Origin of the sequence: Catellatospora sp. TT07R-123, assembly GCF_018327705.1 — a bacterium.
Classification (GTDB): domain Bacteria; phylum Actinomycetota; class Actinomycetes; order Mycobacteriales; family Micromonosporaceae; genus Catellatospora.
This window is the reverse complement of the sequence record NZ_BNEM01000001.1, coordinates 1,305,770-1,324,469: the sequence shown is the minus strand read 5'-3', so window position 1 is coordinate 1,324,469 and position 18,700 is coordinate 1,305,770. Positions and strand designations below refer to the sequence as shown.

Sequence of the window (18,700 nt, the reverse complement as noted above, 5' to 3'; positions counted from 1 at the left end):
ACGGCCCTCGGACACGCTCATACCCGCGAAGTCTTTATGTGCCGGTCCGGCCGCCGCGAAACACGAAGCCCCGCCCGGACCAGGCCGGACGGGGCTTCGTGCGGATGCGGGCTACGCGGTCGGAGTGGTCACACAGACCCAGGCGCTCGTCGCGGCCGGATCGTAGGCGGACACCCCCGCCGCGTTGAACGCCCGGACCTTGAAGCACATGTAGGTGCCCGGAGCCAGACCACTCCAGTCGTAGGACGTCGTCCCGGCACCGACGTTGCGCGAGGTCGAGCCGTTGATCACGGTGAAGCCGGCCTCGTCCGCCGAGTTGTCGACCCATTCCAGGTGTACCGTGCCCGAGTCGACCGCCGCCGCCGTCAACCCGGTCGGCGCCGTGGGACCCGAACCGTCCAGACTCACGGCGCACACCCACTCGCCCTGCGCGGCCGGGTGGTACGCCGAGACCCCGGACGCGTCGAACGCCCGGACCTTGAAGCACGTGTACGCCGACGGTGCCAGCCCCGTCCAGTCGAACGTCGTCACGTTCGCCCCGACGTCGTGCGACGTCGCCCCGTCGATGACGGTGAACCCCTTCTCCCCGGTCGACCGGTCCGACCAGCGCAGGCGGATCGTGCTCGCGCTGATCGGCGTGGCCGTCAGGTTGCCCGGCGCCGTGAGCGACGTCGTCGCCGCCCCCGCCCCCGCCTTCAGGCTGGGGACACCCGCACTCGGCACGGCCGTCGGGACACCCGGACTCGGCGTCGCGGCCGCGACGGGACTCGCCTGCACCGCCACCGCGCTCGTGGCAGGACTCGCGGTGCTCGCCGCCGGGCTCTCCCCGAGGCTCTGCGGCCGCTCCGGATCCGAGCCGCTCAGCCCGATCCCGATCGCGGCCGCGGCCACCAGCACCACTGCGACCAGGGCGGGAACGAGCGCTCGCGACCGGCGGCGGCGTCGCCTGACGACCTGGTGGTCCCGGGTCGGGACCGGGACCGTGCCCTGCGGCCGGGTCGGCACCGCCGACGTGGGCTCCGGCCGGGTCGGCACCGCCACCGTCACCGGCTCGGGCCGCAGCGACACCCGCCGCGCCTCATGGGCGAGCACCGCACCCGACGGCCAGCGCAGCGCCGGGTCCTTCGCCATCGCCCGCGCCACCAGCGCCCGTACGCCCGGCGGCACGTCCGCCGGCAGCGGCGGCGGCTCGTCGTGGACGTGCCGCATCGCGATCTCGACCACGCTGTCCCCGGGGAACGGCACCTGCCCGGCCAGGCACCGGTATGCCACGATGCCGAGCGCGTAGACGTCCGAGGCGGGCGTCGCCGGGTGGCCCATCGCCCGCTCGGGCGCGATGTACCCGGCCGTGCCGACCAGCGACCCGGTCGCGGTGTGCCCGGTGCCGTCGGTCGACCGGGCGATGCCGAAGTCGGTGACCAGCGTGCTGCCGTCCGTACGCAGCAGCAGGTTGCCGGGCTTGACGTCCCGGTGCGTCACACCCTTCTCGTGGGCGGCGTGCAGGGCGTCGGCGGCCTCGGCGACCAGCCGCATCGTCGCCGCCGGGTTCAGTCGCCCGACCCGGCCCAGCGCCTGCGCCAGCGACTCGCCCTCGATGAACTTCATGACCAGGTACACCCCGGCGGCGGGGTCGTCGCCGAAGTCGTACACCTCCACCACGCCGGGATGGCTGATCGTCGCCATGATCCGTGCCTCGGCCCGGAACCTGCTGACGAAACTCAGCTCCTCCGGCGACCCGTGCAGCAGGCATTTCACCGCGACGGTGCGGCCGAGCACCAGGTCGACGGCCCGCCACACCTCGCCCATGCCGCCGCTGCCGACGCGCTGGTCAAGACGATACCGTCCGGCCAGCACCGTTCCCGCTCGCAGCAACGCGACCACCTTCGCAGCCAGACAGACCAATCCCGACTCGAAGAGGGTACGGCGCCCCGCATCGATCTTCGGCGAGGGTGCTCCTCCGGTGCCGGGACGCGGGACCCGCGCTCGGTGGAGGTCCGCGGCGCCCGGCCGCAAGGGTCTGCCGAGTCGACGGGTTGCGGCCGATCTCGCAGGTCGCGCACTCTCAGAAGGTGATCGCCGAACACTTTCCTCTGCTCGGCCTGCGGATCGAGGTGGCCGATCTGGAACTGCGGCTGCCGAGCCCGGAGGAACTGGGACAGCTTGCCGACGCCGCCGCCGACGGCGTGCACGAGCCGGGCATGATGCCGTTCATCGTGCCCTGGAGCGCGCAGAGCCCGGCGGACCGGGGCCGGTCGGTGGTCACGCACCACTGGTCGGTGCTCGGCCGGTGGGCGCCGGATGCCTGGTCGCTGCCGCTGGCCGTGCTGCGTCGCGGCGCGGTCGTGGGCCAGCAGGCGCTCAACGCCAAGGAGTTCGCGATCACCACCGAGTGCACCACCGGCAGCTGGATCGGCCTGCGCCACCAGGGCCAGGGCATCGGGACGCTCATGCGCGCCGCCGTGGCGCACCTGGCCTTCGAGCACCTCGGCGCGACCGACCTCGTCTCGGCGGCCTACCTGGACAACCCGGCGTCGCTGCGCGTGTCGGCCAAACTCGGCTACCAGCCCGACGGCATCGCACGCCACGCGGTCCAGGGCCGCCTGCGGATCTCCCAGCGGCTCCGCCTGACCCGCCAGGACTGGCAGCCCTCCACCCGCCCACCCGTGACGGTACGCGGCCTGGAGCCCTGCCTACCCCTGTTCGGCCTGCCCGACCCGCAGCGGGCATGAACTGGGCGTGGCGCTCTAGCCGAATGACGCCAGATCTGAACCGCCTGAGCGCGCGACCGCAGAGCACAGCCCCGCGCCCGCTCAGCGGAGGCTGGCGGCCCGGTTCTCGAGTCGTTGAGCCGCGGCGAGACCGCGGCTGCGGTAGGCGGCCAGCCGGGCGCGCATGGAGCTGACCGCGTCGCGGGTGCGCGCGGAGTGGATACCGGTCATGCCGTCGAGTGCGGTGTTCCAGGTCTGGCAGGCGGCCTCGACGTTGCCCTGCGCGCACTGGATCTCAGCGAGGTCGGCCATGGTGAGCGCGTGGATGCGCGGGTGGGTGGTGGGGTTCCAGCAGCGCGCTGAGCGGCGCAGTTGCTCCTCGGCGGCTTTGAGATCGCCCATCGCCTGGAGGGCCTTGCCGGACTGGTTGGCCAGCCTCGCCTCGGCGGGTCCGCCCAGCGACGCCCACTCCGGCGCGGCGTCGCCTCGGGTGCGTTCGAGCAGCCGCCCCGCTGCGGTCAGCGCCGCGAGTGCCTGACGGCGGTCACCGGCGGTGGCGTGAGCGCGGGCGGCGGTCAGCCAGAACAGGCTCTCGGTGTCGGGGTCTACGCGACCCTTCACCCGGTCGAGTGCCGCGTCGGCCAAGTCGACGCAGTGCTCGTGTCGTCCGAGATCCATCGCCTGGTGAGCGAGAATCCGCAGCCCGTACGCGGCGTGGGCGTAGGGGTCGGCCTCGGCGGCGAGCTGGTACGAATGCAGGTAGTAGCGCTGCGCCAGACCGGGCAGTCCCAGGTCATGCGCTTTCCAGCCGGCCAGGTAGGACAGCTGCGCGGCGGCGGCGAACATCGATCGGCGCAGCGTGTCGGTGGCGAACGAACCGCGCAGGTAGGCGGTGACGTCGGTGGTGAGGTATTCGACGACGGCACTGCGGGCGTGGCCGCCGCCGAGCCGTTCGTCGGCGGCGTTGAACGCGGCGGTCATCTGCCGAACCGCATCGATCTCCCCCTGCCCGACGGCGACCGTGGTGCGGGTCCGCGCGGCGTCGGCGCGGGCGGCCAGGTCCGGCTGTTGCAGCGGAAGCAGGAGTGCTGCCACCGAGTACGCGGAGCCGGAGATCAGCGTGCGACGGTCCACGTCCGCCCGTCCCAGATGCGCGACCGCTGCCACGGGGTCGTTCGACAGGGATGCCGGGTCGTAGATCGGTTCATCGCCCGAGCGTAGCCCGAGATCTGCCGGTGTGAGTGGACGCGCCAGCCGCCGTGACAGAGCTTCGGCAAGGTAGCGCGCGGTGCGTGGTTGTGGGCGGGTCCCGGAGACCCAGTGCGCCACCGCCGACTTGTTCGCCCGCAGCGCGTTGTCACCGTTCTCGGCGGCGATCTGGCGAACCGATCGGGCCAGCGCCTCGTAGGACACGCCAGCCTGCGCTATCAGTAGTAACAGCTGGTCGTTGGGTGCGGATTTGGGGCTCACGCGTCTACCTCTCGTGAATCCGGTTCATCAACGTGGTTAAACCCGTGAAACGTCCGCACCTGCTCCTAAGCCTACAAGCCGTCCGTGCCCGGCGGTTGACTGTGGGTGGGCGATCGCACCCGCCCCGAACGGCGCGGCGGCCGGATTCATCCCATGGCTCCTGGCCGCCGCGCTCCGATCGCGATGTCAGGAGAGGACGGGGTCATGGGGAGGTCGCTGACGGCCGAGCAGTTCACCGCGTACGCCCGCCGGCAGATCCACACCGCGTGGGACATACTCGATCGCCATCGCGCGGGCCTGTTCGGGTTGTGTGACTGCGGCCGGGCTCAGCCGTGTTCTGTGGCTGTCACCTGCCACGCGGCAATTGCTCGGTACACGGCCAAGCTGGCCCTTGTCGAGGCGACCCAACCGCTCCCGCCCCTCGCGTTCACGGCCGGTCGTGCATCTCGCAGGGGAGTCGCGCTGCCACAGATCGACTCCTGACGCTCGACCACCCACCATCCGGGGGGCTACGTCGGCGGGCCGGAGATCGTCGTCTGCGGCCAGAACGTGAAGTCTGAGGTGAGGAAACGACCGGAGAAGCCGATCATCTCCCCGCGACCGGTGCGCGGGCGACGGTGCGTACCGCGATCGGGCGGTGGCCGGCGCGGGGCGGGTCCGGTGCCGGGAACCGGGCGGACCCGCCCCGCGCTGGCGGACAGGGTCTCAGCAGGTGGCGAGCATGCTGTTCAGGGCCGACTTCTCGGCGCTGTCGACGGTCAGGTTGTAGTAGTACTTCACCTGGATCCAGGCGCGGGCGTACGTGCAGCGGAACGACGCCAGCGACGGCTGCCACTCGGCCGGGTCCTTGTCGCTCTTGGACTGGTTCACGTTGTCGGTGACCGCCCACAGCTCGGGACCGCCCAGGTCGTTGGCGTACGTCTGGCGCTGCGCCGTGGTCCACGCCCATGCGCCCGAGGCCCACGCCTCGGCCAGCGGCACCATGTGGTCGATGTCGACGTCGGCGGAGTTGGTCCAGGTCGCGCCGTCGTACGGGCTGTACCAGGAGCCGGAGGTCGGGGCACAGCTGCTGTTCACCACGACGCCGGAACCGTCGCGCTTGAGGACCTGCTCGCGGGTGTTGCAGGCACCGCTGATGGTGATCCAGTGCGGGAACAGGTCCCGGTTGTAGGTCGAGCCGTGCGACTCGGCGGCGACGGTGAGGCCGGCCAGGCGGCTCACCGCGGTGCTGTACGACGGGATGTTCGGCGGGGTGGCGTGCGCGGGGCTGGCCGAGGCGGCGACCACGGCGACCACGGCGGCCGCCACGGCGACGGCCGCCTTGAGGGTGCGGACCACGGGGGCTCCTGACTGTCTGCCGTCGCGGCCGGTGAGGGTGGCCGGCAGGGGGCGCGGCGGCATGACGGATAGACGATCCCGCATATCGCGGACCCCGGCGCGATCTTGTTACGAAGTTGGCATGAACGTCGTGTGAAGACAGCCCGCCGAACGTCGCGCGATCCGGCCCGCCCGAGCAGACCCGGCTATTCGGTCGCCCGCCCCCGCACCCGGCCGCTATCGTCCGCCGTATGCGACTGGAGCAGGTCACCCCGGAGAACTACGAGGCGGCGCTCGCGCTGTCGGTCCGCCCCGATCAGCAGGACCTGGTCTCGCCGGTGGTCAAGTCGCTGGCCGAGGCGTACGTCTTCCCCGACCACGCCTGGCCGCGGCTGATCTTCGAGGGCGACCGGCTGGTCGGCTTCCTGATGGCCTTCTTCGACTTCCGCTGGGGCGGCAACCCCGACGACCTGCGCTCCGGCCTCTGGCGGCTGAACATCGCGGCCGACACGCAGGGACGCGGCTACGGCCGGTTCGCCGTCGAGGCCGTCGCGGACGAGATCCGCGCTCGCGGCGGCAGCCGGATGTTCGTCAGCTGGGAACCTCGTGAGGGCGGCCCGGAGCAGTTCTACCTGAAGCTGGGCTTCCGGCCGACCGGCGAGCAGAGCGGCGGCCAGACCGTGGGCGTCCTGGAGCTCTGAGAGGCCCGTCCAAACCGCTGCCCGGTGCCCCGCAGCCCGCAGGGGAACTCCCTGATGTGGTCGATACCGAGCGATACATATGGTCGTACTGCCCAACCCGGATCAAGAGGAAGCGGGGGAATGCGGTGCGGAAAGTCCTGTACGGCCTGGGCCTGGTGATGGGCCTCTACCTGATCGGCCGGGCGATCGCCGAGCCGTTCAACATCGACATGAGCGACCCGGCGACCTACCGCGACGACTGGGGCGGTCCCGGGCTGCCGGGTGTGCTCCTGGCCCACTGCGGCCCCGGTGTGCTCTCGGCGATCATCATCGTCGCCGTAGTGCTCCGCCGTCGGTCGCGGCCGGCTTCGTCAGGTCGTTGACGGCCCGAAACCTCGTTGCGGTGCGACAGGCGTGCCGGTCCCGACCGAGGGTTCGAATCCCTTCTGGCCCGCGCATTTCCGAAGTAACTTCTCCAAAATGGCCCGAAGTGGCAGCGCGCAGCCGGATGGTCAGCGCTTATTCCCGGGCGCCGCCGACCGGGCAACTTCGGAGAACCCGCCGCACCGCCGCGCCCGGTACTTGTGGAGGTACATCCGACCCCTGAGCGAGGGAGTACACCGTGCACAGGCGAACACTGGTGGCCGCGGCGCTGGCCGCGCCCATCGGAGCCGTCATCGGTGCCAACGCGGCACAGGCACACCGCCCCGGACCGTCCCGTCACCTCCCGGCCACCGTCGGCCTCCCCAACGGCTTCTGCCCCGAGGGCATCACCCGCGGCAGCGGGACCAAGGCGTACGTCAGCTCGATGGGCGACGGCGCCATCTACTGCACCGACCTCTCGACCGGCCACGGCATGCCGCTGGTGCCGGGCACCTCCGGTGGCAAGGCCACCGGCCTGGCGTTCGACGACGAATGCCGGATCTGGGCCGGGTGCGGCACGATGGGCGGCGCCGCCGTCTACAACGAGTCGGGCACCTGCCTGGCCATGTACCACCTCGGCGGCAACGTCCACGGTGTCGCCGCCACCGCGAAGAACGTCTTCTTCACCGACGCCGACCAGGGCAAGGTCTACTGTGTCGGCCTCGGCCGCCACGGCCGGCTCCCGGGGCAGGAGGGCGTGCAGACGCTGTCGCTGCCCGGCGGCCTCGGCGAGGCGGGTGCCTGCAACAAGGGCGTCGTCGCGGCGTGGAACGGCTGCCTGATCATCGTGCAGGCCGCTGCGAACCGCCTGTACGCGTTCGACCCGGTGACCTGCATGGCCAAGCGCATCGACATCGGCCGGGCCTCCGTGGCCGACGCCGACGGCCTGCTGCTGCGCGGCAACACGCTCTACGTCGTGCGTACCAAGAAGAACAAGGTGTCGAAGTTCCGCCTCAACCACGACCTGTCGCGCGCCACGCTGGTGGAGCGGATCACCGACGCCGACCTCGACTGCCCGTCGACGGTCACCGCGTTCGGCGGCCACCTGTACGCCGTGAACGCCCGGTTCAGCACCCCGCCGACCGCGAGCACCGAGTACTGCCTGGTCCGCCTGTCCGACTGACGGCTGGACCGCGGGAGCGGGCACCCGGCGACGCGGCCGGGTGCCCGCTCCTTGCCGTCAGCGCCCAGCAGATGGTGGACGGCGGCGATCGGGCCGTTCATACTGCGACCCGACCGTCTGGGAGGTCGGCTGATGATGTGGCAGAACCTGCTGTTCAGCGCGCTGGCCGCGCTCGCGGTGGTGCTGGTGGCGTTCGCCGTGGGCGCGTCGCGCGACCTGCACCGGGTGGTGGACGTCGCGTGGGGCCTGGGCTTCGCGGCGATCGCGGTCACCACGTACGTCCTGTCGGCCGGGCACGGCGATCCGGTGCGGCGCGGGCTGGTCACGGCGCTGACGGTGATCTGGGGCGTACGGCTCGCCGCGCACATCGCGTGGCGCGGCCGCGGTCACGGCGAGGACCCGCGCTACGAGAAGCTGCTGTCCCGCGCCACCGGCAGCCGCACCTGGTACGCGCTGCGGATGGTGTACCTGCTCCAGGCCGCGGTGATGCTGTTCATCTCGCTGCCGGTGCAGTTCGCGCAGTACGACGCCGCCCCGCCGGACTGGTGGCTGGCGCCCGGGGTGGCGCTGTGGGCGGTCGGCCTGTTCTTCGAGGCGGTCGGCGACGCGCAGCTGGTCCGGTTCACCGCCGACCCGGCGAACCGGGGGAAGGTGCTGGACACGGGCCTGTGGCGCTACACCCGGCACCCGAACTACTTCGGCGACACGTGCGTGTGGTGGGGGCTGTGGCTGCTGGCGGCGGCGGGCGGCTGGGCCGGGGCGGCCACGGTGCTGTCGCCGCTGCTGATGACATGGCTGCTGGTCGCCCGGACGGGCAAGCCGCTGCTGGAGGCGGGCCTGGTCCGCCGCCGCCCCGGCTACGGCGCCTACATCGACCGCACCAGCGGCTTCATCCCGCTCCCGCCCCGCCGCCGGTGATCCACCCCCCACGCGCGCGCCGAGTTGCCGGGCAATCGGGCGAAAGAGAGCCCAAGATACGCCCGGCTGCCCGGCAACTTGGGTGATCTAGGGGCGGGTGGCGGGAGCGCGGGGCGTGCTCTGGGAGAGTGCCGGTATGCGGATCGTGTCGTTGCTGCCTGCCGCCACTGACATCGTCGCCTCGCTGGGCGCGCTCGGCCAGCTCGTGGGACGGACCCACGAGTGCGACTGGCCGCCCGGGGAACTGGACCACATTCCGGTCGTGACCCGGACCGGGTTGGCGCACGGCCTGGCCAGCCGGGAGATCAACGCGGCCGTGGCGGGCGCGCACCGGGGCTCGGGCATCTACGACCTCGACCATGAGGCGATCGAGGCGCTGCGGCCGGACCTGATCCTCACCCAGGACCTGTGCGACGTGTGCGCGGTGTCGTACCGGACGGTCAACGAGGCGGTGCGGGTCATGCGGCTGGACACGACGGTGGTGTCGTTGCAGCCCGCGACGATCGAGGAGGTGCTGACGGCGGTCACGACCGTGGGCGACCTGATCGGCGCGGCTCCTGCGGCGGCGCGGGTGGTGGCCGGGGCGCGGCGGCGGCTGGCGGCGCTGCCGGGCCCGGATCCGGCGGGGCCGCGGGTGCTGTTCGTCGAATGGCTGGACCCGCTGATGCCGGGCGGCCACTGGGTCCCGGAGCAGATCGCGTACGGCGGCGGGCGCTCGCTGCTGACGTCGGCGGGCGAGCACAGCACGCCGTACCCGGTGGAGACGGTGGTGGCGCTGGACCCGGACGTGATCCTGGTGGGACCGTGCGGGTTCACGCCGGAGCAGACGCGCGCCGAGCTGGCGGGGCTGGCGGCGGTGCCGGGCTGGGAGTCGGTCGCGGCGGTGCGATCGGACCGGGTGTACGTGGTGGACGGCCCGGCCTTCTTCAACCGGCCCGGACCACGGGTGGTCGACGGCGCGGAGCTCGTCGCCGAGCTGCTGGCGCGGTGACCGGCCGCGGTCAGGAGGGCTGGGTCAGGCCGGGTCGAGGGCTCCGCTGCGCAGGGTGTGGGCCACGAACTCGGCCGCGTTGGCGGCGGCGAGGAGGTGGTGGTCGTCGGTCTTGTGGCTGGCGAAGTCGCAGATCGCCTTGACCATGCCCCACTCGACCTTCGCCCGGGTGGCGAACGGGTACACCCCGGCCGCCTCCATCTCGCCGCCGATCGCCTCCGGGAACCGGGCGCGCAGCTCGTCGCGGTAACCGGGATCGTTGACCAGCACGCTCTCGGAGATCATCGGGCCGATGTGCACCCGCGCCGGGCCGGGCCAGGTGCTGCTGGCGCGGGTGAAGCGGTTGATGAGCTTGGGGGAGGGGTGGACCGCCCCGCCGCGCTCGGTCAGGACCTCGGCCCGCTTGTGGTGCGCGGCGACGTAGAGCAGGTCGGCCGCCAGGATGTCACCGTAGTACTGGGAGCCGTGCGGGGCCGGGCCGCGCAGGCCGTAGCAGATGCCGACCAGCACGATGCAGTCGGGCTTGATCGCCTGGATCAGCTCGGCGGTGGCGGGGCCCGCGGAGTGGGGCGTCTGGGTCCCCTGCCCGACCCGGCTGAGCAGCACCTCGCTGCGGCTGACGGTGCCGAGCGCGGTGACGGTCTGGGTCGGCAGGAAGCGGTCGGCGGGGGTGGTCCGGGTGAGGGCGGTCACCGCCCGGATGACGGCTGCCTCCTCAGCCGCGGTGACGGTGAGCAGCAGCGTGCGGCTGAGGCCGGGCGGGGCCGCTGCCGGTGCCGAAGGAGGGCTCGCGGCGTCGTTGTAGTTGTTGGTGATGGTGCCGCCATCGCCGAAGATCGCGCCTCCGGTCACGTTCATCGAGCCGATGGAGTACCGGTCCGGGTGGGACATGGGGGCTCCTACTGCTGTTGGGGCGGCTGCTGGCCACCCGGTCCCTGGGTCTGCTGCTGCGGTGGCACGGCGTTGTTGTTGTTGATCGTGTTGTTGCTGCCGAACGTGACGCCGCCCTGGCTGTTGATGGTGCTGATGATGTACTGCTGCATGTTGACGATCGTGGCGGCCGACTGGCGTCTGAACTCCGACGCGTCGATGCCGGCCTCCTCCAGGTAGGCGGCGACGGCGTCCACGACGCGTCGCTGGAGCCGGTCGGCCTGGGTCAGCATGTCGATGAACGCGTTGTGGTGCTGCAGCTTCTTGTTCATCGCGAGGTCTTCGCGCAGCGAGGCGTTCGCGCCGAAGTCGAAGTCGCCGCGCTCCATGCCGCGCCGGTCCCGCCATGCGGTGACCTTGCGCAGCCCGGGGCGCAGGATCGCGAGCGCCGTCCGGCTCGGCGCCGCGAACAGCACGGACGGCGTGCTCCGCGTGCCTGTCACCAGCCCGTGCCATACGGCGTGGAACAGGTGCGGGGGTACGTGGACGGTGCGTGGCTTCTTCTCCTCCTGCGGGTGGATCAGCAGGGGGGTCTCCGGCTTCTCCTGGCGTGGCCAGGTGACCTCGGGCAGCGCGTTCACACTGACTTCGAGCTGAAGCCGCTCGCCCTCCCGGATCGCCCGCACGAAGACCGTGACGATGACCTCGCCGTCGGGTTCCTCTGCTTGCAGGCAGAGGTAGCCCCGCTGGTACTTGGCGGGACGCGCGACCCGGGTCATGATCTGGTGGTCGGGCAGGACGGTCGCCGGCGGTTCGTCGCCGCCGTCTCGCCGGAGGTCGGGGAGGTACTGCTCGGAGCGGCCGTCGACGTACACGCGGTGGCGGCAGACCACGTTCGGCAGCCCGAGCTCCGCCACGGCCGCGACCAGCCGCCGGTGCAGTGCCAGGACGTCCACCGGCCGGACGATGCTGCCTTCCATCGGCACGGTCACGTCGACCGGGTCGCTGTTCCACCTGGTCAGCAGATGACCGGCGCCCACGAACGGTCCGAGGGCGGAGCGTGCCCGCTCGCGGTCGTAGACCAGGACCGTGGCGTCGCTGATCGCTTCGGCACGTTTTTCGAGCGTGGCCGGTATGCGCGCGCCGAGCCGGGCCAGCTCGCCGGTCGCGGTCAGCACCCGCCGGGCCCGGAGATAGGCGATGACCTGCACCGTCGTGTTGGCCAGCCACGCGGCCACGGCCGCGGCGGTGATGACGCCGACGACGACCTGCGCCGTCCGGTGGTACGCGACCACGACCGCCAGCGCGGCCAGCGCCAGCGCGCCGACCAGGACGCGCTGGAGGAACTGGTCGCCCTGGCGCCTGGCGTAGCGGAACAGCGTGCGCAGTGCCTGCCGCGCCGAGATCTTGCGTCGGCGCAGGTCCCACCGGAGCACGGACACGGCCACGACCAGGCATACGGCGACGGACAGCGCGAGGGCGAGCGAGCCGGTCCACAGCACGGCGGCGGTGGCTGCCGTGAGCAGCAGCCCGGTCAGCACCGCGTCTCTGAGGTGCGCGAGCCGGGCGGCGGAGCGGTTGTGGCGCAGCAGCGCGACCAGGTCGATGCCGTAGCAGGGCGCCCAGGCGCGGGCGCGCCACGCGGGGAAGTGCTCGTCGACGACGTCGCGCAGCTCCTGCTCGACGTGGACCAGGGTGCACAGGTACCGGGTCGGCTCGCTGGTCTCGACCCCGGTCAAGGACATGGGGCCGGCCGGTTCCGCGGCCGGACGCTGCCGGGGGATCCGGGCGGCGCCGGGCCCGGCCATGTCGACGGGCCGGGGGTCGTCGGCGAAGAGGCTGCTCACGGCATGTCCTGGGGTGCGGTTCCCGCGTCCGTGCCGCGGTCGGCGTTGGCGACGATGGCCCAGGCCAGGGTGAGCAGCCCGGCGACCTCGGTGGCCGCCAGCGTCGCGAGGCGGGCCGAGCCGATGGCGGCGGAGACGTTCGCGCCGACCGCGATCAGTCCCGGGGCGCAGAAGGTCAGCAGCGTCACGGTGATCTGGACCCGGCGGCGGCGGCGGTAGCCGGTGTCGGCGCGGTGCACCGTCTCCCAGGCGAAGGCGGGCATGCCGCCGGTGGCCAGGCGCGGTGCCAGGTGCTGGCGGATGTAGCGGCCGATCTCCCAGACCTTGCGGTCGTTGCCGGCATGGATCCAGCCGAGGATGACGCAGACCGGTGGCAGCACCAGCAGCATCAGCGGGCTGGACTGCAACGCCGCCGCGCCGACCGCGCCGACGGCCACCAGCGTGGCGTAGACGAGGTTGTCGCGGCTGGCGATGCGGGCGCGCTGCTCTTCCTTCAGCTGCTCGTACTCGACCACCAGCAGGTCGGAATAGGTGAGTGGGGCGTCGGTTCGCTGACGGGCCACGGCTCCTCCGTTCGACGTGGCGAAACATCGACGACCGTACGGGCGTGCCACTATTATTGTCAAGGTGACATTTAATTGTGGCACAAGGGTTTCCGGGTGACGGCGATCCGATGAGGACGATTGGGTGAGCTGCTTCCGGAAGCGGGCGCCTGTCAAAAATGACACACGCGTGTTATTTTCTCGCGCATGTCGATCGGCACCGTCGCCGCACCCCGCACCAGCTGGCGCACCAAGGTCGCCTACGGCTGGGGCAGCCTGGGCAACAACATCGTGTACGGCTTCATCGCCACCTACCTGGCCGTCTTCTACACCGACCACTACGGCCTGGCCCCCGGTGCCGTCGCGGTGCTGTTCTTCGTGGTGCGCACCGCCGACGCCGTGCTCGACCCGGTCATGGGCGCCCTGGTCGACCGCACCAGCACCCGCTGGGGCCGGTTCCGGCCATACCTCATCTTCGTGCCGCCCGTGCTGGCCACCGCGACCGTCGTCTGCGTCAGCGGCCCGGAGCTGGGCACGGGTGGCAGACTGGCCTTCGCCTACCTCAGCTACCTGCTGTGGGGCATGGCGTTCAGCGCGATGGACGTGCCGTACTGGTCGATGTCGGCCGCGCTGAGCAGCGACGCCCAGGACCGCACCGCGATCGTGATGGTGCCGCGCACCCTGGCCAGCGTCGGCTACATCGGGGTCAACATCGTGACCCTGCCGCTGGTCGGGCTGCTGGCCGGGGGCGACGACCGGCGCGGCTGGCAGCTGGTGGCCGTCCTCTACGGCGCCGTGGCGATCGGCCTGACCTGGCTCACCGCCGCGTTCGTCCGCGAGCGCCCCGCGCCGCCGGCCGAGCCGTACGGCCCGCGCACCATGGCCCGGCTGCTGGCCGCCAACCGGCCGCTGCAACTGCTGCTCGCCGCGATGCTGGTCACCGAGGCGGTCTTCGCCCTGCGCAGCATCGTCCCGGTGTACTACCTGACCTACAACTTCGACGCGCCCGGCCTGGTGCCCGCGTTCATCGGCGTGTTCGCGGTGGCGACGATCGCCGGTTCGCTGCTCAGCCCGGTGCTGGCCCGGCGGGTGGGCAAGCGCCGCCTGGCGGTGGCGGGCATCGTGGCGACGTCGCTGACCTCCGTCGCGGCCTGGTTCACCGGGTACGCCTCGCTCACGCCGGTCATGGCGTGGACGGCGCTCGGGGGCGTGGGGTTCGGGCTGGCCAACATCACGCTGCTGTCGATGCTCACCGACACCGTCGAGTACGGCCAGTGGCGCACCGGCCGCCGGACCGAGGGCCTGGTCTTCTCGCTGAACATCGTCAAGACCAAGATCGCCTCGGCACTCGGCGCGGCCGTGGCCCTGGCGGTGCTCGGCGCGGTCGGCTACGTCGCCAACCAGGAGCAGACCCGGGCCACGCTGGACGGCCTGCACCTGCTGATGACGCTCGCCCCGGGGCTGGCCGGGCTGCTCGCCGTGGTGTTCCTCGCGCGCTACCCGCTGTCGGAGCAGCGCCACGCCGAGATCGTCGCCGAGCTGCGGGAGGCGGCCGCGTGAGCGCCTGGCGGGACGCGCTGCGCCGCGACGTGGAGGACCCGGCGACGGTCGGGCGCGGCAAGCTGCCCGCCCGTGCCGAGGCCGACTGGGCCGACGCGGCGCGCTGGACGGCGAGCCTCGACGGGCGCTGGCGGTTCCACTGGTCGCCGCGCCGCGACCAGGTCCCCGAGGGGTTCACCGCGCCGGGGTACGACGACGGCGGCTGGGACACGATCGCGGTGCCCGGCGTGTGGGAGTTGCAGGGCCACGGCACGCCGTACTACCTGGCGTTCGGGTTCCCGCCGTCGCTGGGCGTACGGGGGCGGCGGCTGGGCACCGTCGATCCGGCCGACAGCCCCACCGGCGCGCACCGGACCTGGTTCCAGGTGCCGCCGGAGTGGACCGGCCGGCGCGTCGTCCTGCGCTTCGGCGCGGTGAAGTCCGCGATGCACGTGTGGGTCAACGGAACCGAGGCCGGCTACAGCGAGGGGTCGATGACCCCGGCCGAGTTCGACGTCAGCCACCTGGTGCGCCCCGGCGCCAACCTGCTCGCGGTGCTGGTGCACCGCTACAGCACCGGGTCGTTCCTGGAGGGCCAGGACATGTGGGCGCTCAGCGGGATCACGCGCGGGGTCAGCGTGACCGCCGAACCCGCGTACGCCCCCTGGGACGTCGCCGTCGCGGCCGACCGCGATCCGGCCACCGGCGACGGCGCCCTCGACCTGACCGTCACCGGCGGCAGCGGGCGCTGCCGGGTGCTGCTGACCGACCGCCGCACCGGCACCACCGCCGAGCTGGGCACGGGCGAGCTCGCCGGGCCGCGGACGGTGCTGAGCTTCCGGGTCGCCGCCGCGGCCGCGTGGAGCGCGGAGACCCCGGACCTGTACGACCTGGCCGTCGAGGTCGCCCACGGCGGCGGCACGTGGCGCAGCACCCGCGCCGTCGGGTTCCGGCGGGTCGAGATCGTCGGCTCCGAGCTGCGCGTCAACGGGCGGCCGGTGGTGTTCCACGGCGTCAACCGGCACGACTTCCATCCGCGCCGGATCTGGGACGTGCCGTCGGAGGTGCGCCGCCAGGACTTCACCATGATGAAGCGCGCCAACGTCAACGCGGTGCGGATGTCGCACTACCCGAACCCGGTCGAGGTCTACCGGCTCTGCGACGAGCTGGGGCTGTACGTCGTGGACGAGGCGGAGATCGAGTCGCACGGGGTGCGCCGCCGGGGCCTGCCCGGCGACGATCCGCGCTGGCACGCCTCGGTCGCCGACCGGGTCGAGCGGATGGTGCGGCGCAGCGGCGGCCACCCCTGCGTGGTGATGTGGTCGCTGGGCAACGAGGCGGGCGACGGCACCGCGTTCGACGTGGCCCGGCGCACCGTGCTGGCGCCGGACCGGACCCGGCCGGTGCACTACGAGGGCGACACCGACCTGCGCAACAGCGACGTCCTGTCGATGATGTACCCGACCCCCGACGACGAGCGGGTGCTGGGCGAGGGCCGCGACCTGCGGGTCACCCTGCTCCAGCGGGCGCTGAACGCCGTCGCCGCCGACCACAAGGCGTTCCGCGCGGACCAGTACGCCGGGCGCCCGATCGTGGCCTGCGAGTACGCGCACTCGATGCAGAACAGCCTGGGCAACCTGGCCGAGCACGTCGACAACTTCCACCGCTACCCGAACTGGGCGGGCGGGTTCATCTGGGACTGGGTGGACCAGACCATCGACGTGGACCTGCCCGACGGGCGGGTGCGCCGGGCGTACGGCGGCGACTTCGGCGACCGGCCGCACGACCGCTACTTCTGCGCCAACGGGCTGGTGGCCGCCGACCGCACCCCGCATCCGGCGCTGGCCGAGGTGGCACGGGTCTACCAGCACGTGGTGTTCGAGCAGGCCGACGGCGGGGTGCGGCTGCGCAACCGGTACGCCTTCGCGGACCTGTCCGGGTTCGCGCTGCGCTGGCGGGCCGACCGCCACGGTGAGCCGCTGGCCGAGGGCGAGGTCGGCGAGGTGCGGACGGCCGCGGGCACCGATCGCCTGGTGCCGCTGCCGGACCTGCCCGAGGGCGCGACGACGCTGACCGTCAGCCTGGTCCACCGGGCCGCGACGGCCTGGGCACCGGCCGGGTTCGAGCAGGCCTGGGCGCAGTTCCCGCTCGGTACGGCCGCCCCGGCGCCGCTGCCGCTGGACCGGGCCGACGGCTCGGCCTGGCGGCTGACCCGGACCGCCGGGCTGGTCACGTTCACCGACGGCGACCGGAGCCTGACCCTGGACCCGCGCACCGCCGCGATCACCGGGTTGCGGGCCGGCGGCCGGGAGCTGCTGGTGGAGCCGCTGCGGCTGAACCTGTGGCGGGCCGAGACCGACAACGACCGGGGCTGGGCCAACTTCAAACCGGCGCTGGCCCCGCTGATCCCGGCCCGGCGCTGGTTGCGGGCCATGGGCCGGGTGCGCGGCCGGGCCACGGCGGTGCGTGCCGACAGTCCCGAGGCGACCGTGCGGCTGTCCGTGCCGGGGCTGCGGGGGACGCTGACCGTCGCGGCCGGCGGGCCGGACGTGCTGCTCACCCTGGACGTGGTGCCCCGGCGGGCGCTGGTGCGGCTGGGCTGGCTGGGCACGTTCGCGCCGGAACTGACCCAGGTCGACTGGTACGGCCGGGGGCCGCACGAGAACCACCGCGACCGCAGCACCGGGGCGCGGCTGGGCCGCTGGTCGGCGCCGGTGGCCGAGCTGCCGCACGCCTACGCCCGGCCGCAGGAGAACGGCAACCGCGCCGGCCTGGACTGGCTGCTGCTGCACGGCGCCGGTGGCGCGGTCGGGTTCGCGCGGGTGGCCGGGGAGCCGTTCGAGGCGTCGGTGCGGCCGTACCCGCAGGAGGCGCTCGCGGCGGCCGAGCACGCCGACGAGCTGCCGGTGACCGGGGCGCCGACGGTGTCGCTGGACGTCGCCCAGCGCGGGGTCGGCGGGGACCAGCCGGGCGAGCTGGCGCTGCGGGAGTACGCGCGGCTGCCGAAGGGGCGGCGCTACCGGCTGACGGTGGCGCTGCGCTGGCGGCAGGCGCCGTGACCGTACCCTGGTCGACGTGTCCGTGACCGACACCCGTGTTCCGATGGAGAACGCCCGGCTGCGCGCCCGCCGCCGGGCGGAGCTGCTGGCCGCCGCGCGCACGCTCTTCCTGGCCCGCGGTGTGGACGCGGTCACGGTGGAGCAGATCGCCGAGCACGCCGAGGTGACCCGGCGCACCGTGTACCGGTACTTCCCGAGCCGCGACCACATCGCGCTGGCGATCGAGGCGCAGATCCTGGACCGCTGGGCCGGGCTGGCCGAGCAGGCGGCCGCGGCGGCGGCCGGCAGCGGGGCGCAGCGGCTGGCCGGGTACCTGGACCGGGCGGAGGCGCTGGTGGACGCGGCCGCCGAGGAGATCGGGTTCACCCGGGTGTTCGACGCGACCTCGCTGGGGGCGCTGGACGACTCGGCCGAGGCGCAGCTGTACGCGCAGGCCATCCGGCGGCTGCACGCGCCGCTGGTCGGCATCCTGCACGAGGGCGCGGCCGACGGGTCGCTGGCGGTGCCGGAACCGGTCGAGCTGACCGCCGCGACCATCTCCAACGGGTACCTGGCCCTGGCCCAGCGGGTGCACGGGCGGGGTGACGCGATCGCGGGGGAGCAGGGGGTCGCGGCGCGGGGCATGCTGACCGCGTACGCGGTGCTGATCCAGCGCGGTCTGCGACCCTGAGCCCTATACGCATAGTAGCCTGACGGTGACTTTGCGTTGCCGTCGGCCGGGCCGGCGGTCCCAGGAGGGCGTGGAAATGGATCTCAAGTTCGAAGCTGTGGTCATCCCGGTCTCGGATGTGGACCGTGCGAAGGCCTTCTACGGCGAGAAGCTCGGCTGGCGGGAGGACATCGACTTCTCCGCCCCGACGTTCGGCGAGGCCGTCGGCTTCCGCAACCCGGGCGCCGACAGCTACCGCATCGTGCAGTTCACGCCGCCGGGATCGGCCTGCTCGATCCACATCGGCAAGGGTGTCAGCGCGGCCCAGCCCGGCTCGTTCAAGGGCATGCACCTGGTCACCTCGGACATCGTGGCCACGCGCGAGGACCTGGTCTCGCGCGGTGTCGAAGCCGGCGAGCCGTTCCACTTCGGACCCGAGGGCAGGATCCCCGGTCTGGAACCGGCGCGCGCCGACTACAGCAGCTACCTGACCTTCGACGACCCCGACGGCAACACCTGGGTCGTACAGGAGATCGTCAAGCGCCTGCCCGGCCGGTGAACCCC

The 18,700-nt window shown here is 72.7% G+C and carries 16 protein-coding genes; 10 read left to right on the top strand and 6 right to left on the bottom strand.

What is annotated here, in order from left to right; genetic code table 11:
- Window positions 1-111: 111 nt before the first annotated feature.
- A complete protein-coding gene (locus Cs7R123_RS41055) occupies window positions 112-1,872 on the bottom strand; it encodes a protein kinase (RefSeq protein WP_212823915.1) in 1,761 nt (586 codons plus the stop codon).
- 197 nt (window positions 1,873-2,069) lie between these two features.
- Here Cs7R123_RS41055 and Cs7R123_RS05475 point away from each other — a divergent pair, with 197 nt between their 5' ends.
- Window positions 2,070-2,729 (top strand): GNAT family N-acetyltransferase, encoded by a 660-nt coding sequence (locus Cs7R123_RS05475; RefSeq protein WP_212823913.1) that lies wholly within the window; start codon window positions 2,070-2,072, stop codon window positions 2,727-2,729.
- Window positions 2,730-2,810: 81 nt separating this feature from the next.
- Here the strand turns inward: Cs7R123_RS05475 and Cs7R123_RS05470 are convergent, their stop codons facing one another.
- Window positions 2,811-4,178, bottom strand: a complete 1,368-nt coding sequence (locus Cs7R123_RS05470; protein WP_212823909.1) for a Tat pathway signal protein — start codon at window positions 4,176-4,178, stop codon at window positions 2,811-2,813.
- A gap of 705 nt (window positions 4,179-4,883) precedes the next feature.
- Window positions 4,884-5,516 (bottom strand): HNH endonuclease family protein, encoded by a 633-nt coding sequence (locus Cs7R123_RS05465; RefSeq protein ID WP_244871628.1) that lies wholly within the window; start codon window positions 5,514-5,516, stop codon window positions 4,884-4,886.
- A gap of 230 nt (window positions 5,517-5,746) precedes the next feature.
- Between Cs7R123_RS05465 and Cs7R123_RS05460 the strand changes: the two genes are divergently transcribed.
- From Cs7R123_RS05460 to Cs7R123_RS05440, 5 genes are all read left to right on the top strand, one after another.
- Window positions 5,747-6,196 (top strand): GNAT family N-acetyltransferase, encoded by a 450-nt coding sequence (locus Cs7R123_RS05460; RefSeq protein WP_212823905.1) that lies wholly within the window; start codon window positions 5,747-5,749, stop codon window positions 6,194-6,196.
- 125 nt (window positions 6,197-6,321) lie between these two features.
- Window positions 6,322-6,558, top strand: a complete 237-nt coding sequence (locus tag Cs7R123_RS05455; RefSeq protein ID WP_212823904.1) for a hypothetical protein — start codon at window positions 6,322-6,324, stop codon at window positions 6,556-6,558.
- Window positions 6,559-6,797: 239 nt separating this feature from the next.
- Window positions 6,798-7,721, top strand: coding sequence for a hypothetical protein (locus Cs7R123_RS05450; RefSeq protein ID WP_212823902.1), 924 nt, complete (start codon window positions 6,798-6,800; stop codon window positions 7,719-7,721).
- Between the two features lie 132 nt (window positions 7,722-7,853).
- Entirely contained in the window at window positions 7,854-8,639 is a 786-nt protein-coding gene (locus tag Cs7R123_RS05445) for a DUF1295 domain-containing protein (RefSeq protein ID WP_244871627.1), read from the top strand.
- Between the two features lie 115 nt (window positions 8,640-8,754).
- The gene (locus tag Cs7R123_RS05440) at window positions 8,755-9,630 is read left to right on the top strand and encodes a cobalamin-binding protein (protein WP_212823900.1); all 876 of its coding nucleotides are present in this window, start codon (window positions 8,755-8,757) and stop codon (window positions 9,628-9,630) included.
- A 24-nt stretch (window positions 9,631-9,654) separates the two neighbouring features.
- Here the strand turns inward: Cs7R123_RS05440 and Cs7R123_RS05435 are convergent, their stop codons facing one another.
- Genes Cs7R123_RS05435 through Cs7R123_RS05425 form a run of 3 tightly spaced genes read right to left on the bottom strand, consistent with a single transcriptional unit; the run spans window position 9,655 to window position 12,910 of the window.
- Complete coding sequence (locus Cs7R123_RS05435; protein ID WP_212823899.1) at window positions 9,655-10,521, bottom strand: hypothetical protein; 867 nt, start codon at window positions 10,519-10,521, stop codon at window positions 9,655-9,657.
- Between the two features lie 8 nt (window positions 10,522-10,529).
- Entirely contained in the window at window positions 10,530-12,347 is a 1,818-nt protein-coding gene (locus Cs7R123_RS05430) for a hypothetical protein (RefSeq protein WP_212823898.1), read from the bottom strand.
- Complete coding sequence (locus Cs7R123_RS05425) at window positions 12,344-12,910, bottom strand: hypothetical protein (RefSeq protein ID WP_212823896.1); 567 nt, start codon at window positions 12,908-12,910, stop codon at window positions 12,344-12,346. Before Cs7R123_RS05425 ends, Cs7R123_RS05430 begins: the two co-directional genes overlap by 4 nt.
- Window positions 12,911-13,096: 186 nt before the next feature.
- Here Cs7R123_RS05425 and Cs7R123_RS05420 point away from each other — a divergent pair, with 186 nt between their 5' ends.
- The 4 genes from Cs7R123_RS05420 (at window position 13,097) to Cs7R123_RS05405 (ending at window position 18,695) form a co-directional block, all read left to right on the top strand.
- Window positions 13,097-14,449: a glycoside-pentoside-hexuronide (GPH):cation symporter gene (locus Cs7R123_RS05420; protein ID WP_212823894.1), complete on the top strand. Its 1,353-nt coding sequence runs from the start codon at window positions 13,097-13,099 to the stop codon at window positions 14,447-14,449.
- Window positions 14,446-17,487, top strand: a complete 3,042-nt coding sequence (locus tag Cs7R123_RS05415; protein ID WP_212823892.1) for a glycoside hydrolase family 2 TIM barrel-domain containing protein — start codon at window positions 14,446-14,448, stop codon at window positions 17,485-17,487. Before Cs7R123_RS05420 ends, Cs7R123_RS05415 begins: the two co-directional genes overlap by 4 nt.
- Window positions 17,488-17,503: 16 nt before the next feature.
- Window positions 17,504-18,157 (top strand): TetR/AcrR family transcriptional regulator, encoded by a 654-nt coding sequence (locus Cs7R123_RS05410; protein ID WP_212823889.1) that lies wholly within the window; start codon window positions 17,504-17,506, stop codon window positions 18,155-18,157.
- A gap of 76 nt (window positions 18,158-18,233) precedes the next feature.
- On the top strand, window positions 18,234-18,695 hold the full coding sequence (locus tag Cs7R123_RS05405; protein WP_212823885.1) for a VOC family protein: 462 nt from the start codon (window positions 18,234-18,236) through the stop codon (window positions 18,693-18,695).
- Window positions 18,696-18,700: the final 5 nt, after the last annotated feature.

Bases quoted from the DNA above. Each gene is read 5' to 3' on its own strand.
- Cs7R123_RS05420 (WP_212823894.1), top strand. From the start codon at position 13,097: ATGTCGATCGGCACCGTCGCCGCACCCCGCACCAGCTGGCGCACCAAG.
- Cs7R123_RS05445 (WP_244871627.1), top strand. From the start codon at position 7,854: ATGATGTGGCAGAACCTGCTGTTCAGCGCGCTGGCCGCGCTCGCGGTG.
- Cs7R123_RS05435 (WP_212823899.1), bottom strand. From the start codon at position 10,521: ATGTCCCACCCGGACCGGTACTCCATCGGCTCGATGAACGTGACCGGA.
- Cs7R123_RS05460 (WP_212823905.1), top strand. From the start codon at position 5,747: ATGCGACTGGAGCAGGTCACCCCGGAGAACTACGAGGCGGCGCTCGCG.
- Cs7R123_RS05405 (WP_212823885.1), top strand. From the start codon at position 18,234: ATGGATCTCAAGTTCGAAGCTGTGGTCATCCCGGTCTCGGATGTGGAC.